15 protein-coding genes and 1 tRNA gene are annotated in these 15,614 nt (G+C 72.5%); 4 read left to right on the top strand and 12 right to left on the bottom strand.

The window, feature by feature from the left end; translation table 11 throughout:
* Nucleotides 1-17 precede the first annotated feature (17 nt).
* Nucleotides 18-3,431 (top strand): S41 family peptidase, encoded by a 3,414-nt coding sequence (locus tag BJ965_RS22525; RefSeq protein WP_313666984.1) that lies wholly within the window; start codon nt 18-20, stop codon nt 3,429-3,431.
* Between the two features lie 67 nt (nt 3,432-3,498).
* On the opposite strand, the gene BJ965_RS22515 is transcribed toward BJ965_RS22525, so the two are convergent.
* From BJ965_RS22515 to BJ965_RS22500, 4 genes are all read right to left on the bottom strand, one after another.
* Nucleotides 3,499-3,723 (bottom strand): hypothetical protein, encoded by a 225-nt coding sequence (locus BJ965_RS22515; protein ID WP_030844982.1) that lies wholly within the window; start codon nt 3,721-3,723, stop codon nt 3,499-3,501.
* Nucleotides 3,724-3,799: 76 nt separating this feature from the next.
* Nucleotides 3,800-4,684: an SDR family oxidoreductase gene (locus tag BJ965_RS22510; RefSeq protein ID WP_184910315.1), complete on the bottom strand. Its 885-nt coding sequence runs from the start codon at nt 4,682-4,684 to the stop codon at nt 3,800-3,802.
* Complete coding sequence (locus BJ965_RS22505) at nt 4,681-5,604, bottom strand: alpha/beta fold hydrolase (RefSeq protein WP_184910314.1); 924 nt, start codon at nt 5,602-5,604, stop codon at nt 4,681-4,683. The genes BJ965_RS22510 and BJ965_RS22505 overlap by 4 nt, the downstream gene beginning before the upstream one ends.
* Entirely contained in the window at nt 5,601-7,124 is a 1,524-nt protein-coding gene (locus BJ965_RS22500; RefSeq protein WP_184910313.1) for a flavin-containing monooxygenase, read from the bottom strand. Before BJ965_RS22500 ends, BJ965_RS22505 begins: the two co-directional genes overlap by 4 nt.
* Before the next feature lie 153 nt (nt 7,125-7,277).
* On the opposite strand from BJ965_RS22500, the gene BJ965_RS22495 reads away from it, so the two are divergent.
* Nucleotides 7,278-7,895, top strand: a complete 618-nt coding sequence (locus tag BJ965_RS22495; RefSeq protein ID WP_184917458.1) for a MerR family transcriptional regulator — start codon at nt 7,278-7,280, stop codon at nt 7,893-7,895.
* A gap of 12 nt (nt 7,896-7,907) precedes the next feature.
* Here the strand turns inward: BJ965_RS22495 and BJ965_RS22490 are convergent, their stop codons facing one another.
* Nucleotides 7,908-8,711 carry an exodeoxyribonuclease III gene (locus BJ965_RS22490; RefSeq protein WP_184910312.1) on the bottom strand — a complete coding sequence of 268 codons (804 nt, stop codon included), beginning with the start codon at nt 8,709-8,711 and terminating at the stop codon, nt 7,908-7,910.
* 60 nt (nt 8,712-8,771) lie between these two features.
* On the opposite strand from BJ965_RS22490, the gene BJ965_RS22485 reads away from it, so the two are divergent.
* Nucleotides 8,772-9,248, top strand: a complete 477-nt coding sequence (locus BJ965_RS22485; RefSeq protein WP_184910311.1) for a GNAT family N-acetyltransferase — start codon at nt 8,772-8,774, stop codon at nt 9,246-9,248.
* 65 nt (nt 9,249-9,313) lie between these two features.
* Here the strand turns inward: BJ965_RS22485 and BJ965_RS22480 are convergent.
* The 7 genes from BJ965_RS22480 to galU form a co-directional block, all read right to left on the bottom strand.
* A tRNA-Ala gene (locus BJ965_RS22480) sits at nt 9,314-9,387 on the bottom strand.
* Between the two features lie 83 nt (nt 9,388-9,470).
* A complete protein-coding gene (gene sepX, locus BJ965_RS22475; RefSeq protein WP_184910310.1) occupies nt 9,471-10,685 on the bottom strand; it encodes a divisome protein SepX/GlpR in 1,215 nt (404 codons plus the stop codon).
* 172 nt (nt 10,686-10,857) lie between these two features.
* On the bottom strand, nt 10,858-11,505 hold the full coding sequence (locus BJ965_RS22470; protein WP_031108727.1) for a GNAT family N-acetyltransferase: 648 nt from the start codon (nt 11,503-11,505) through the stop codon (nt 10,858-10,860).
* Nucleotides 11,502-12,002, bottom strand: coding sequence for a MogA/MoaB family molybdenum cofactor biosynthesis protein (locus tag BJ965_RS22465; protein ID WP_184910309.1), 501 nt, complete (start codon nt 12,000-12,002; stop codon nt 11,502-11,504). Before BJ965_RS22465 ends, BJ965_RS22470 begins: the two co-directional genes overlap by 4 nt.
* Nucleotides 11,999-12,508, bottom strand: a complete 510-nt coding sequence (moaC, locus tag BJ965_RS22460; RefSeq protein ID WP_030845003.1) for a cyclic pyranopterin monophosphate synthase MoaC — start codon at nt 12,506-12,508, stop codon at nt 11,999-12,001. The genes BJ965_RS22465 and moaC overlap by 4 nt, the downstream gene beginning before the upstream one ends.
* 82 nt (nt 12,509-12,590) lie before the next feature.
* Nucleotides 12,591-13,931 (bottom strand): molybdotransferase-like divisome protein Glp, encoded by a 1,341-nt coding sequence (gene glp, locus BJ965_RS22455; RefSeq protein ID WP_184910308.1) that lies wholly within the window; start codon nt 13,929-13,931, stop codon nt 12,591-12,593.
* 4 nt (nt 13,932-13,935) lie between these two features.
* Nucleotides 13,936-14,859, bottom strand: coding sequence for a UTP--glucose-1-phosphate uridylyltransferase GalU (galU, locus tag BJ965_RS22450; protein ID WP_184910307.1), 924 nt, complete (start codon nt 14,857-14,859; stop codon nt 13,936-13,938).
* A gap of 168 nt (nt 14,860-15,027) precedes the next feature.
* Between galU and BJ965_RS22445 the strand changes: the two genes are divergently transcribed.
* A complete protein-coding gene (locus BJ965_RS22445) occupies nt 15,028-15,576 on the top strand; it encodes a 5-formyltetrahydrofolate cyclo-ligase (protein WP_376777934.1) in 549 nt (182 codons plus the stop codon).
* The last annotated feature ends 38 nt before the right edge of the window (nt 15,577-15,614 follow it).

The raw sequence follows: 15,614 nt of genomic DNA, 5'->3' as shown, positions 1-15,614 counted from the left end.
CGGCAAAGCATGAGGACGTGACCTATCTGCGCCTGCCGCACGTCCATGACGACCTGTTGTGCTTCGTGGCCGAGGACGACCTCTGGCTCGCCCCGCTCGACGCCCCCGGCCGGGCCTGGCGGCTCACCGTCGACCGCACCAAACTGGGCCACCCGCGCTTCTCGCCCGACGGCCGCCACCTCGCGTACACGAGCTGGCGCAGCCTGGTGCCCGAGGTCCATGTCGTGCCGGTGGACGGCGGCCCGGGCCGCCAGGTGAGCCACTGGGGCAGCGCCGACACCCGGGTCTGCGGCTGGACCCCGGACGGCGAGATCCTGGCCGTGGCCTCGCACGGCGAGCCGTTCTCCTACTTCACCTGGGCCTACAAGGTCGCCCCGGCCGGCGACCCGGGCCGCAAACTGCCCTGGGGGCCGGTCTCCGACATCCAGGTCGCCGACGTGGCCGGAGAGCGCAAGTCCCTCCTCCTCACCGGCACCCCGCCGCACGAACCGGCCTCCTGGAAGCGCTACCGCGGCGGTGCCATGGGCAGGCTGTGGCTGCACGGCGAACGGCTGCTGGAGGGCCTCGGCGGCCATCTGCACTCCCCCATGTTCGTCGGCGACCGCATCGCGTTCCTCTCCGACCACGAGGGCGTCGCCAACCTCTACTCCTGCGCCCACGACGGCTCCGGCCTGCGCCGGCACACCGACCACGACGCCTTCTACGCCCGGCACGCCGCGAGCGACGGCACCCGGGTCGTGTACCAGTGCGCGGGCGACCTGTGGATCGTCGACGACCTGTCCCCGGACTCCGTGCCGCGCCGGCTGGACGTACGGCTGAGCGGGTCGCGGGCGGGGCGGCGCCCCTACCAGGTGGCCGCGTCCCGGCACGTCGACGGGCTCTCGGTCGACGAGACAGGGCGGGCCAGCGCCGTCGTCGTGCGCGGCAGCCTGTACTGGCTGACCCACCGCGACGGCCCGGCCCGCACCCTCACCGACACCCCGGGCGTCCGGGTGCGGATGCCGGAGATGCTCGGCGGGAGCGGGCGGGTGGCGTACGTGACGGACGCCGAGGGCGAGGACGCCGTCGAGATCGCCTCCCTGCCCCGGGCGAGCGGCAACCGTGCGCCCAGGCGGCTGGCCTCCGGTGCGCTGGGCCGGGTGCGCGAGCTGGTCTCGGACCCCGACGGCGAGCGGCTGGCGGTCGCCTCGCACGACGGGCGGCTCCTCCTCGTCGACGTCACCGAGGACTCCGGCGGCGAGGTCACCGAGCTGATCCGGTCGGTCAACGGGCCCGTGCGCGACCTCGCGTTCTCCCCGGACGGGGCGTGGCTCACCTGGTCTCACCCGGGCATCGGACGGAGCCTGCGGCAGATCAAGATGGCCCGGCTCGCCGGAACGGCGGACGCCGAGCGGCTGATCGTCGACGTCACCAACGGCCGCTTCGAGGACGAGAACCCGGTCTTCACCCGCGACGGCCGCTACCTCGCCTTCCTGTCCTGGCGCGGCTTCGACCCCGTCTACGACGTGCACACCGGCGACCTGTCCTTCCCGCTGGGCTGCCGCCCCTACCTCGTACCGCTGTCCTCCGCGACGCCCTCCCCGTTCGCGGTGAACCCCGAGGGCCGCCCGGCCGCCGGAGGCCTGGACCCGGTCGAGGACGACGACAACGGCGACAACGGGGCCGTGACCGTCGAGGTCGAGGGGCTGGAGAGCCGCGTCACGCCGTTCCCGGTGGCCGCGTCCAAGTACTCGGCGCTGCACCCGGTCGCGGGCGGCGGGCTGGTGTGGCTGCGCTGGCCGATCTCGGGCGCCCTCGGCGAGACCTTCGCCAACCCGGACGACACCAGCGGCCGGCCGACCCTGGAGCACTTCGGCATCACCAAGGCCAGGAAGACCGAACTCGCCCAGCACCTCGACTGGTTCGCGGTCAGCGGCGACGGCAGCCGACTGGTGATCGTCGACGAGGGCGAGCTGCGTGCGGTCCCGGCCAACGAGCCGGGCGACAGCGACTCCACCGTGTGGATCGACGCACGCCGCATCCTGCACACCGTCGACCCGGCGGCGGAGTGGCGGCAGGCCTACGAGGAGGCCGGCCGGCTGATCCGTGCCTACTTCTGGGATCCGGGCATGTGCGGCATCGACTGGGACGGGGTGCTGGACCAGTACCGCCCGCTGGTCGAACGGGTCGCCTCCCCCGACGAGTTCGCCGATCTGCTCCGCGAGGTGCTCGGCGAACTGGGCACGTCACACGCCTACGTCACCGCCGCCCGGCGCAACGAGGGCCCACCGCACTACCAGCGCCGGCAGGGCCTGCTGGGCGCCAACTTCGTACGCCGGGACGGCGGCTGGGCGGTCAAGCGGATCCTGCTCGGCGACTCCTCCGACTCCAAGGCCCGCTCCCCGCTGGCCGGCACGGGCATCCGGGAGGGCGCGGTCCTCACCCACGTGGACGGCCGCCCGGTGGATCCGGACGCGGGCCCGTATCCGCTGCTGGCCGGCGCGGGCGGCACGACGGTGGAGCTGACGTTCGATCCGGCGGGAGGCTCGGCGGGGAAGTCGGCCGTGGGCTTGGCGGAGAGCATGGCCGCGAACCCGGCAGAGGGCCCGGCAGAGGGCCCGGTCGCGAACCCGGCAGAGGGCCCGGCCGCGAGCCCGGCCGCGAACCCGGCAGCGAGCCCGGAAGCGAGCCCGGTCGAGGGTTCGGTGGAGGCCGGGGGGCCTCCCCGGCGGGTCGCCGTCGTCCCGCTCGTCGACGAGCGGCCGCTGCGCTACCAGGACTGGGTGGCCAAACGCCGCGTCGTGGTGCGTGAGTTGAGCGGCGGACGCTGCGGCTATCTGCACATCCCGGACATGGGCGGTTCGGGCTGGGCCCAGTTCAACCGCGACCTGCGCATGGAGGTGTCCCGCCCGGCACTGATCGTGGACGTGCGCGGCAACGCCGGCGGCCACATCAGCGAGCTGGTCATCGAGACGCTGAGCCGGACGATCCTGGGCTGGGACCTGACCCGGGACGCCCAGCCGGTGTCGTACACGTCCAACGCGCCGCGGGGCCCGGTCGTGGCCCTGGCGGACGAGGCGACCTCCTCCGACGGCGACATGATCACCGCCGCGTTCAAGCTGCTCAAGCTCGGCCCGGTCGTGGGGCAGCGCACCTGGGGCGGCGTGGTCGGCATGACCGGCCGTCACGAGCTCGGCGACGGCACGGTGATCACGGTGCCGATGAACGCGGCCTGGTTCGACGCGTACGGCTGGTCGGTGGAGAACAGGGGCGTCGCCCCCGACATCGACGTCCTGCGCACCCCGCTGGACTGGGCGGAGGGGCGGCACGCCCAGCTGACCGACGCGGTGGAGCTGGCACTCGGGCTGCTGGAGAGCAACCCGCCCGCGACACCGCCGACCTACAGCGACGTGCCGGACCGCTCCCGCCCGAAGCTGCCGCCCAGGACGTGAACGCCTGTGCCGCGCAAGGGAAAGGGGCGCCCCGCTCGGGGGAGCCCCTTCCCTTCGGCACGCAACGTCAGGCGTCGTAGTCCTGGTCGAAGCGGTCCTCCTGGTCACGCTCACGCTCACGGTCGCGCTGCGGCTCGGAGCGCTCACGGTCGCGCTGCGGCTGCGAGGGGTCCATGTCCTCGTCGCGCCGGCGACCGCGGCCCTGCACCTGCTCGCGAGCCTGGTCCGCCTTCTGGCGAGCCTGGTTCTGCCACTGCTCGGACTTCTCCTGGAACTGGTCCTTCATACCCATGTGGGTTCACTCCCGTTGGGGGTGAGGGGATCTGGCTCGATCAGATTCACACGGGCCGTGACGCTGCGCATGTCGATCACTCACGCAGCGTGGTCCGCTGCTGCTCGTCGGCCGCCCCACCGGCCCCGACCAGGCCCGTGCGCATGCCCGTCAGCCGGTCCGCGAACCGCCGCATCTCGCGCTGGCCGACCGTCCCGATGACCCCGGGCAGATAGCCGCGCACGCCCTGCATGCCGCGCAGCCACCACTGCCCGTACACATGGCTCGACCGGCGCTCGATCCCCTCCACCAGCCGGTCCACGGCCGGCCCCAGCGGATACGTCTTGTTGGACGGCCAGGGCAGCCGCTGCCTCAACTCCCGCATGACGTCGTCCTGGTCGGCCCCGCGCACCATGTCGGTGTCGGTCCACGACAGGTACCCGACACCCACCTTCACGCCCCGGTGCCCGACCTCGGCCCGCAGACTGTGCGCGTACGCCTCCACGCCCGACTTGGACGCGCAGTAAGCGCTCATCATCGGCGCCGGGGTGATCGCGGCGAGGGAGGCGATCTGCAGCAGATAGCCCCGGCTCGCCGTCAGCAGTGGCAGGAAGGCGCGGCCGGTCACCGCCGAGCCGATCAGGTTGACCTCGATGACCCGCCGCCAGGACTCCGGGTCGGAGTCGGCGAACGGACCGCCGGTGGCGACACCGGCGTTGGCGACGACGATGTCGACCCGGCCGAAGCGCTCCTCGACCTCGCCCGCGACGCGGGCCATCGCCTCGTGGTCGGTGACGTCGGCGTGCCAGTGGTCGCTGTCGCTGTGCAGCCGCGCGGAGACCTGCTTGAGCGCGTCCGGTTCCAGGCCGACCAGCGCCACCTTCACGCCCCGCGCGGAGAGCTTGCGGGCCAGCAACTCCCCGACGCCGCGCGCCGCCCCGGTCACGACGGCGACCTTGCCTTCGAGGCTCACCCTGCTCATGCGCTCTCCTCGGATACGACCTGGATGTGTGCGTGGACGAGGTCCCGGATGGTGCCGGTGACCAGTTCGGGCGCCTCGACGGGCGTCATGTGGCCGATGCCGGGCAGTTCGGCGATCCCGGTGCACCGCGGCAGCGCCGCGGCCAGGGCCCGGGCCTGGGCCGGCGGGGTCAGCCGGTCCGCCGTACCGACGATCACGGCCGTGGGCACGTCCAGTTCCCGCACGCCGTGGTCGAGGTCGAGCAGATCCAGCACCTGCGACCAGGAGTGGCGGACCGTGCGGGGGCAGGCGTGCACGATCCGGGCGCAGGCCTCGATCATGTCCGGGGCCGAACCGGGGCCCATCGTGCCGTACTTGAGGATCCGGCGGGCCAGCGGTGTGACCGGCCCCAGCGGGGCGCGGGAGCCGAGGATCCGCCGGGTCAGCCAGGTCCGTACCCGCCCGGCCCGCATGGGCACGACGGTGGAGGCCGCGACCAGCTGCGAACTGCCCGTGCTGCACAGCAGGACGGCGGCAGCGTGCGCCCGGAAGGCGGCTCTGGCGGAGGCCGCCATCACGGTCATCCCGCCCATGGAGTGCCCGGCGATCACGGCCTGTTCGCCGGGTGCGAGGGTGGCCTCGAGGACGGCTTCCAGGTCGTCGGCGAGCGCGTCGGCGCTGCACGTGGGGTTCGCGGGGCTGCGTCCGTGGCCGCGCTGGTCGTAGGCGATGACCCGGTGGTCGGCCGCCAGGTCGCGGATCTGCGCCGCCCAGAAGGCGGTGGAGCAGGTCCAGCCGTGGGCGAGGACGACCGGGGGCGCGCTCTCGGGCCCGTGCACCTCGACGTGCAGCCGGGCGCCGTCGGCGGAGACGGCGGTCAGTTCACGCGCCGGGGCGGGCGGGGCGTAGGGGCCGGAGTCGACGTGCAGGAGGCGGCTCACGCGTCCACCCCCGCCTTCTCCGCGGTGGCGGTCTTCTTCGTCGCGGGCGCCCGCAGGACGTCGTACTCGGCGAGGTCCACCCGCCGGGTCGCCCGCCGGAACTCGGCGGTCGTACCGGGCCAGATGGTGGTGTTGCGGCCGCTCGCGTCGAGGTACCAGCTGGTGCAGCCGCCGGTGTTCCACACGGTGCGCTTCATGCGCTCCTGCACCCGGTGGTTCCAGGCGCGCACGGCGTCCGGGCGGGCGTCCAGGGCGACCCGGCCGCCGAGGACGTCGAGCTGACGGACGTAGTCGGCGAGGTAGTTCAGCTGGGACTCGATCATGAGGATCATCGAGGAGTTCCCGAGGCCGGTGTTGGGCCCGATCACCGTCATCCAGTTGGGGAAGCCGGCTGCCGAGGCGCCGCGCAGGGCCTCCATGCCGCCCTTCCAGGTCTCGGCGAGTGTCCGCCCGTCGGCGCCCACCACCCGGTCGGCGATGGGCATGTCGGTGACGTGGAAGCCGGTGCCGAAGACGATCGCGTCGACCTCGGCCTCGCTGCCGTCGGCGGCGACCAGGGTCGAGCCGCGCACCTCGGCGAGGCCGCTGGCGACGACGTCCACGTTCGGCTGCGCGAGCGCCGGGTAGTAGGCGCTGGACAGCAGGATCCTCTTGCAGCCGATGCGGTAGTCCGGGGTGAGCTTCGCCCGCAGGGCCGGGTCCTTGATGGAGCGGGCCATGTTGCGCCGGGCCAGCTGCTCGACGAAGCCGAGCTCGTTCGGGCGCTTGGTGAACGCCTGGACCTGCAACTCCCGGATGCCCCACAGCAGTCCGCGCCTGACCTGCGAGGTGAAGGGCAGCTGCCGGTGGACCCACCGCTCGGCGCCGCTGATGGCCCGGTCGATGCGCGGCATCACCCACGGCGGGGTGCGCTGGAAGAGCGTGAGCCGGGAGACGTCGGGCTGGATGGACGGCACGATCTGGATGGCCGAGGCGCCGGTGCCCACCATGGCGACGCGCTTGCCGCGCAGGTCGGCGTCGTGGTCCCAGCGGGCGGAGTGGAACACCTTGCCCGGGAAGGACTCCAGGCCGGGGATGTCCGGCACCTTCGGGTCGGACAGCGGGCCGGTCGCCGACACGACGAGGTCCGCCGAAATGCTCCCGCTGCTGGTCTCGATGTCCCAGCACAGCCGCTCGCCGTCCCAGGCCATCCGCTTCACCTCCGAGTCGAAGCGGATGTGCGGCCGCAGCCGGAACACGTCCGTCACGTGCTCCAGATAGGCGCGGATGTGCTCCTGCCCCGAGAAGGTGCGCGGCCAGTCGGGGTTGGGCGCGAAGGAGAATGAGTACAGGTGGGACGGCACGTCACAGGCACACCCCGGGTAGCTGTTGTCCCGCCAGGTGCCGCCGACACTGCTCGCCCGCTCCAGGACGACGAAGTCGGTGACGCCCTCGCGGCGCAGCCGCACGGCGGCCCCCAGCCCGCCGAACCCGGACCCGACCACCGCGACCCGCACATGCTCGTGTTCGCGCTCGCCCATGCCGACACCTCCACACCACGAGAACCGTGCCAGTGAACACTGGCGCAATGGGAGCGTAGGACAACGACGTACCGATGGGTAGGGGGCGGGGCCAGGAAAGTTACCCCTGGTACGCCTTAAGGTGCCCAGGTGGCCGAGAAGCGTGAATACCGCATGGAAGAGCTGGCCCGCCTCGCCGGGATCACGGTGCGCACCCTGCGCTTCTACCGCGAACGCAAACTGATCCCGCCACCCCGCCGCGAGGGCCGCATCGCCTGGTACGACGACCACCACCTGGCCCGGCTGCGCACGATCACGGCCCTGCTGGAGCGCGGCCACACCCTCAGCGGCATCGCGGAACTGGCGGAGGCCTTCGACCACGGCCGCGACGTCGGCGACCTGCTCGGCGTCGGCGGCCCCACCGAGGAGGAGCCGGTCCACCTCACCCCCGAGGAGCTCGCCGACCACTTCGCGGGCGAGGCCACCCCGGAGAACCTCGCCGCCGCGATGGACCTCGGCTACCTCGGCACCGACGGCGAGGAGATCGTCCACGTCAGCCGCCGCCTCCTGGACGTCTCCTCGGCCCTGGTCCGCGAGGGCATCCCCCTCGCCGCGGTCCTCGCCGCGGCCAAACAGGTCCGCACCCACGCCGACGCCCTGGCCGAACTCTTCACCGAACTGGTCCTCGACCACGCCGGCCCCGAAGACCTCCCCCGCCTGCGCCCCCTGGCCCGCAGCGTGGTGGAAGCGGAACTGTCGCTGGCGTTGGACCGGAGGATGCGCAGGCCTTAGCAGGCGGTGGACCTAACGCTCGTAGACGACGGTCACGGGCGCATGGTCGGACCACCGCTCGGCATGCGTGGCGGCCCGCTCCACGAACCCCTTGACCGCCCGCTCGGCGAGCCCAGGGGTCGCTACGTGGTAGTCGATCCTCCATCCCGTGTCATTGTCGAAGGCACGCCCCCGATACGACCACCACGAGTACGGCCCCTCGGTGTCCGGGTGGAGCGCGCGGACGACGTCGACGTAGCCGCCGTCGGCCGGGGCGAGGACCCGCCCGAGCCACTCCCGCTCCTCCGGCAAAAACCCGGAGCTCTTCTGGTTCCCGCGCCAGTTCTTCAGGTCGGCCCGCTGGTGGGCGATGTTCCAGTCACCGCAGACGAGCACCTCGCGCCCCTCGGCGGCGGCCCGCTGCCGCAACTCCTTGAGGTAGGCGAGGAACTCATCCATGAAGCGTTCCTTCTCGTCCTGCCGCTCGGTGCCGACCTCGCCGGAGGGCAGGTAGAGGGAGGCGACGGTGACCCCTGGCAGGTCGGCCTCCACGTACCGTCCGCTGCCGTCGAACTCTTCCGACCCGAAGCCGATCTGCACCCGGTCGGGCTCGCGGCGGCTGTACAGGGACACCCCGGCCCGCCCCTTGGCGGCGGCCGGCGCGTGCACCACGTGCCACCCCTCGGGCGCGCGGACGTGCTCCGGCAGCTGCTCCGGCTCGGCCCGCACCTCCTGAAGGCACAGCACATCGGCTTCGGTCCGAGCGAGCCACTCCACGAAGCCCTTCTTCGCGGCGGCACGCAGCCCGTTCACATTCACAGAGGTCACAGTGAGCACCCCGGCACGATACCGGCACACTGGACGAGGTCCAGTTCCGGATCGAATACGGTAGCGGCCATGCAGATACGCCGGGTCTCCTTCGACCACCCCGACGCCATGAAGCTGAACGACCAGGTCCAGGCCGAGTACGCCGTCCGCTACGGCGACGACGGCGACGCCACGCCCATGGCCGCCGCGGATTTCGACCCGCCGAACGGCATCTACCTGATCGCGTACGACGAGGACGGCACCCCCGTCGCCTCGGGCGGCTGGCGCGCCCAGGACGACAACGGCGAGGGCAACGTCGACGGCGACGCCGAGCTCAAGCGCATGTACGTGATCGACGGTATGCGCGGCCGGGGCCTCGCCCGCCGCATCCTGGCCGCCCTGGAGGAGGACGCCCGCGCGGCGGGCCGCATCCGCATGGTCCTGGAGACCGGCACCAAGCAGCCGGAGGCCATAGCCCTGTACACGTCCAGCGGCTACGAGCCGTGCGCCAAGTTCGGCTACTACCGCTTCCACGACGCGAGCCGCTGCTTCGCGAAGGGCCTCTGAGACATGTGGTGCTGAACACACGTCAGAGCCCCGGTCGGGGATCCCGACCGGGGCTCTGAGCTGCGTGGACCTGAGGGGATTTGAACCCCTGGCCCCCTCGATGCGAACGAGGTGCGCTACCGGACTGCGCCACAGGCCCTTGCAACGAGTGAAACTTTAGCACCCCGATCGGCCTGCTTGGAAATCCGTTCCCGAGGGGCGGTCACCTGCGGCTTCGCGGGACTACTCGTTCGCGGCCCGGGGGCGCTCCCCGTCCTCGTACTGGTCGAAAAGCGGGGTGCGGCCGCGCTCCCGGGCCCGTCGGGCGGAGGCCGCCCGGCGCGCGTCGGTGCGCCCGTCGCCGTCGTCCGTGTCCGGGCCGGAGGGGTCCGGCTCGCCCGGGTGGTGATCCACGGCGGGCTCGTTCTCCGCGTTCGGGGTGACCGTGCTCGACCGGGCCGCGCTCCAGGTGTCGGGAGCGCCGAGGTCCACGTCGCTGGTGGCCCGCGGGGCGACCGGGGCCGTCACATACGTCGGCAGCGGCACCGGCACCGGGTCCCAGCTGTCACCGCCCTGCCCGGGCCGACGCTGCCGTTCGCGCTGCTGGTCGACCCACTCCGCGTGGTCGGTCTGCTCGACGAGGGCACGCCGGTCGGCGGCGAGGGCCGACAGGCCGGGGTCGGTCACCGGCTCGGGTCCCTCCTCCGGTTCGTCGTTCTCCTCGGCGGCCAGGGCGCGCCGGCGCGGCTGGCGCTGGCGCTCCCGCAGACGCTGGGCCGCGGCCTCGGCCATGCGGCGGTCCATCTGGTAGGCGAAGCGGCGGCGCTCCTGGGAGCGCAGGTAGGCGATGTAGACGCTGAGCATGACCGCGGGCACGCCGGGGGCCCAGAGGAACGCGAGTCCGCCGACCGCTGCGACGATCGCGCCGAGGGTGAAGGCGAGGAACAGCATGGTGGTGGTGCGCCGGCGGCGTGCGAGCACCTTCGAGCGCCGGGCTCGTGCCGCGGCCGCCTCGTTCGCCTGCGCCGAGGCGTTGCGCCGGGCGGCGGGCACCCGTTCCCGGGGGCGCCCGGATGCCGCCGCGTTCGGTGCGGGCGACTGGCGGGCGGGGGGTTCGGGGGCCGCCGGCCGGGCCTGGGGCTCGGGGGCGGGCGACGGGACGGGCGCCTGGGTCTGCCGGCGGGTCTTGGACACGGCGAAGGCCCGGACGTCCACCGAGTCGGTGACGGCGTCCAGGTCGTCGGCGTCCTGCTCCCCCTCCTCGGTGGAGCGCGCCTGCAGGTCCTTGGCGTAACGGCGCTCCATGGCCGCCTTTCCGGACAGAAGCCGGATGGCGGTGCTGAAGCGTTCCGTCGGACGGGCCTCGTTCAGCTCGTCCTGCCTACGGAGCCACATCGGCACCAAGTAGGCGGCCCAGGCCCCGACAATGACTGCGTAGATGAGGCCGCTGCTGCTCACGCCTCACACGGTAGAGGGGTTTGCGTGAGGCCATCTGCCAATTGAGCCGGTGTGTCGCACGATCTGGCTGATATTTCGAACTTTTCTTGTGACCGATGCGATCAGCAGACCGCGCAGGCCGGGAATTCATTGCCCTGAGACGGTCACCGGCCGATCAATTTCGAACACTTATTCAATTTCCGGGGTGGTGCCGCATTCCCGGATTACTCTGCGATCGTGCCCGGTGCCAGCGTCTGAGCAACCCGTCCGGGACCTCTTCCGCCGTGAGGGCGAAGACGAGATGGTCGCGCCAGGCCCCGTCGATGTGGAGATAGCGCGGCCGCAGCCCCTCCTCGCGGAATCCGAGTTTTTCCACGACCCGGCGGCTGGGCCCGTTCTCCGGGCGAATGCAGACCTCGATGCGGTGCAGTCCGACCGTGCGGAAACAGTGGTCCGTGACGAGCGCCACCGCCGTCGGCATGACGCCGCGTCCCGCCACCGACTCGTCGACCCAGTAGCCGACGTGACCCGAGCACATCGAGCCCCAGGTGATGCCGGCGACCGTCAACTGCCCGACCAGCCGCCCCTGGTACTCGATGACGAAGGGCAGCATCCGGCCCGCGTTCGCCTCCGACCTCAGATGGCGGACCATCTGGCGGAAGGTCGGGCGGTGGGTCATCGGCCCGCCGGGCGTGGGCGGCGGGATGGTCGCCTCCCAGGGGCGCAGCCAGTCGCGGTTGCGCCGGTTGACCTCGCGCCACGCCCGCTGGTCGCGCAGCTTTATCGGCCGGAGGACGATGTCGCCGTCCACCAGCTCCACGGGCCAGGAAGGGCTGTTCAGCTCGCACCCCCGCTGCCGGGTCTGGGGTGGTCGCCGCCCCGGAGCTGCTCTACCGCGTGCACGAGCAGCGGCTCCAGGACGGCGAGGCCGTCCTTCACGCCGCCGCTGGAGCCGGGCAGATTGACGATCAGCGTGCCGCCCGCCACTCCGGCCAGGCCCCGGGAGAGCGCCGCGGTCGGCACCTTCTCCCGGCCGAACGCCCGGATGGCCTCGGCGATGCCCGGCACCTCGTGGTCGATCACCCGGCGGGTCGCCTCGGGGGTGCGGTCGGTGGGGGAGATGCCCGTGCCGCCGGTGGTGACGATGACGTCGTAGCCGGCGTCGACCCCGGCGCGCAGGGCCGCCTCCACGGGGTCGCCGTCGGGGACGACCTGGGGGCCTTCGACCTCGAAACCGAAGCGCTTCAGGGCGTCGGAGATCATCGGGCCGCCCTTGTCCTCGTAGATCCCGGCGGCGGCCCGGTTCGAGGCCGTGACGACGAGAGCGCGGTAGGTCATGCCCGGCTCCAGTCGCCCGACTTGCCGCCTGTCTTCTCCTCCACCCGTACGTCCGTGATGACCGCTCCCTTGTCGACCGCCTTGACCATGTCGATCACGGTGAGCGCGGCGACGGAGACCGCGGTGAGGGCCTCCATCTCGACACCCGTGCGGTCCGTCGTCTTGACGGTGGCAAGGATCTCCACGGCGTCGTCCGCGACCGACAGGTCCAGTTTCACACCGGACACCGACAACGGGTGGCAGAGCGGGATCAGGTCGGGGGTGCGTTTGGCGCCCATGATCCCGGCGATCCGCGCGGTCGCGAGGGCGTCACCCTTGGGGACACCCTCGCCGCGCAGCAGCTCGATCACGCGGGGCGAGACGAGGACGCGTCCGCTGGCGCGCGCGGTGCGCGCGGTCACGTCCTTCTCCGACACGTCGACCATACGGGCGGCGCCCGCCTCGTCGATGTGCGTCAGCCGGTCCGGCGTACGGGCGTCCGGCGGGGATGGGTCCTGCGTGCTCATGCTGTGTGGCGCTCCCGGTCCGGGCCCGTCGCGGTGCGGCGCACGGGCCTGTTGTGCGCGACACGGTACCCCCAACCAGGGGCTATCGGCCGAGCAGGACCACCTCGACCTCGGTGCCGGGCTCGACGGAGACGGTGTCCTCGGGGACGGCGATCAGGGCGTCCGCGTGGGCGAGGGCGGCGACCAGGTGGGATCCGGCGCCGCCGACCGGGGTGACCTTGCCCTCGGCGTAGGTGCCGCGCAGGAACTGGCGGCGACCCTTCGGGGACGTCAGCGCCTTGTCGGCGGTCAGCGTCGCCCGGATCGTGGGGCGGTGGACGTCCGGCAGGCCCATGAGGGCGCGGATCGCGGGGCGGACGAACAGTTCGAAGGAGACGTACGACGACACCGGGTTGCCGGGCAGGGCCAGCAGCGGGGTGTGGTCGGGGCCGATGGAGCCGAAGCCCTGGGGCTTGCCGGGCTGCATGGCGAGCTTGCGGAAGTCGATGCCGCTGCCGGGCTCGTCCTCGTCGCCGACGTGCGACAGCGCCTCCTTGACCACGTCGTACGCGCCGACGCTCACGCCACCCGTGGTGACCATCAGGTCGGCACGGACCAGCTGGTCCTCGATGGTGGAGCGCAGGGTCTCGGCGTCGTCGGCGACGGCGCCCACGCGGTAGGCGATGGCGCCGGCGTCACGGGCGGCGGCGGTGAGGGCGAAGCTGTTGGAGTCGTAGATCTGACCGGTGCGCAGTTCCGCGTCGGGCTGGACGAGTTCGCTGCCGGTGGAGAGCACCACCACGCGGGGGCGCGGGCGGACGCGGACGGTGCCGCGGCCGATCGCGGCGAGCAGGCCGATCTGGGGCGGGCCGAGGATCGTGCCGGCCTCCAGGGCGCGGGCGCCGGCCTTCACGTCGCTGCCCTTGGCGCGCACATGCGCGCGCGCCTCGGCCGGGCGGTAGACGTGCACGTGCCCGGTGGCGCCCTCGGGGCCGAGGCTGCGGGCGAGCATGCCGCGCACCGGGCCCTCGCCGAGCCCGCCGTCGGTCCACTCGACGGGCACGACCGTCTCGGCGCCGGGCGGCAGGGGGGCGCCGGTCATGATGCGGGCGGCCTGGCCGGGGCCCACAGGGAGCGGTTCGGCCTGGCCCGCGGCGACGTCCCCGACGACCTCCAGGGCCGCCGGGAACTCCTCGCTCGCGCCCGCGACGTCCGCGACCCGTACCGCGTAGCCGTCCATCGAGCTGTTGTCGAAGGGCGGCAGGGACACCGGCACCGTGATGTCCTCGACGAGGACGCAGCCCTGGGCGTCGAGCAGATGCAGCTCGATGGGTTCCAGGGGCCGGACGGTGGCGAGGATGTCGTCCAGGTGCTCGTCCACCGACCAGAGGTGGTCGGGGCCGACGTGGTCCTGGCCGGTGACGTGGGGCGCGGCGCTGCTCAACGTGCTACATCTCCTCGGCTACGTAACTGCGAAGCCAGGTCCGGAAGTCCGGGCCCAGGTCTTCACGTTCGCATGCGAGTCGGACAATGGCACGCAGGTAGTCGCCGCGGTCGCCGGTGTCATAGCGGCGGCCCTTGAAGACGACGCCGTGCACGGGGCCGCCGATCTTCTCCGCGGCGGTGGCCGCTGATGCATACGTCTCGGCGAGCTGCTGGAGGGCGTCGGTGAGCTGGATCTCGCCGCCGCGGCCGGGCTGGGTCTTGCGCAGTATCTCGAAGATGTGCGGGTCGAGGACGTAGCGGCCGATGATGGCGTAGTTGGAGGGCGCGTCGGCCTGGTCGGGCTTCTCGACGAGTCCGCTGACCTGGACGACGTCGCTGTCCTCGGTGGTCTCCACGGCCGCGCAGCCGTAGAGGTGGATCTGCTCGGGGGCGACCTCCATGAGCGCGATGACGCTGCCGCCGCGCTGCTCCTGGACCTCGACCATGCGCTGCAGCAGCGGGTCGCGGGGGTCGATGAGGTCGTCGCCGAGGAGGACCGCGAAGGGCTCCTCGCCCACGTGCGGGGCGGCGCACAGGACGGCGTGGCCGAGGCCCTTGGGGTCGCCCTGGCGGACGTAGTGCATCGTCGCGAGGTCGCTGGACTCCTGCACCTTGGCGAGACGGTCGGCGTCGCCCTTCTTCTGCAGGGCCGACTCGAGCTCGTAGTTGCGGTCGAAGTGGTCCTCGAGGGGGCGCTTGTTGCGGCCCGTCACCATGAGGACGTCGTCGAGACCCGCGGCGACCGCCTCCTCGACCACGTACTGGATCGCGGGCTTGTCCACGACCGGCAGCATCTCCTTGGGAGTGGCTTTGGTGGCCGGAAGGAACCGGGTGCCGAGGCCTGCTGCGGGAATGACAGCCTTGCTGATCCGAGGGTGCTGAGTCATGTCCGCCACCCTATCCGGTGCCTTTGGATGGAATCTGCGGCTCCGGTTCATAGGCGCTCATATGAGCGTATTGCCATAGTACGGGAGCAACCATTGAGGCCTATCGCACGTCCGGGCGAGCCTGACAAGCGGAGTTTGCGGCGCGAGATCCTCGCGGTGAGGAACAGGTTGACGGCGGATGACCTGCGGGAAACCTCGGCCGCGCTGGCCGGGCGGGCGCTGGAGCTGCCCGAGTTGGGGCGGGCCGGAGCGGTGGCGGCGTACGTCTCGGTGGGGAGCGAACCGGGGACCCGCGCGCTCCTGGACGTGCTGTACGCCCGGGGCGTGCGCGTGCTGTTGCCGGCCCTGCTGCCCGACAACGACCTGGACTGGGGCGCGTACGAAGGCGAGGGGTCCCTGGCGCGGGTGCAACACGGCGGCAGGATGGCCCTCTTCGAACCCACGGGCGGTCGTCTCGGGCCGGACGCCGTGACCTCCGCCGACGCGGTGCTGCTGCCGGGGCTCGCGGTGGATGCACGGGGAATGCGGCTCGGGCGGGGCGGCGGCTCGTACGACCGGGTCCTGGCACGACTGGAACGGGCGGGCGCTCATCCCGCCCTGGTGGTGCTGCTGTACGACTCCGAGGTCGTCGCGCACGTCCCGGAGGAGCCGCACGACCGGCCGGTGCACGCGGTGGTGACACCCTCGGGCGTACGGCGGTTCCACCCGGGGCCCTGACGCGAAGCGGCCCCCCCCCACGCGCGTGTGGAGGGCCG

Origin of the sequence: Streptomyces luteogriseus (assembly GCF_014205055.1) — a bacterium.
Taxonomy (GTDB): domain Bacteria; phylum Actinomycetota; class Actinomycetes; order Streptomycetales; family Streptomycetaceae; genus Streptomyces; species Streptomyces luteogriseus.
The sequence above is the reverse complement of the archived record's forward strand: the minus strand, read 5'-3'. Positions and strand labels throughout refer to the sequence as shown.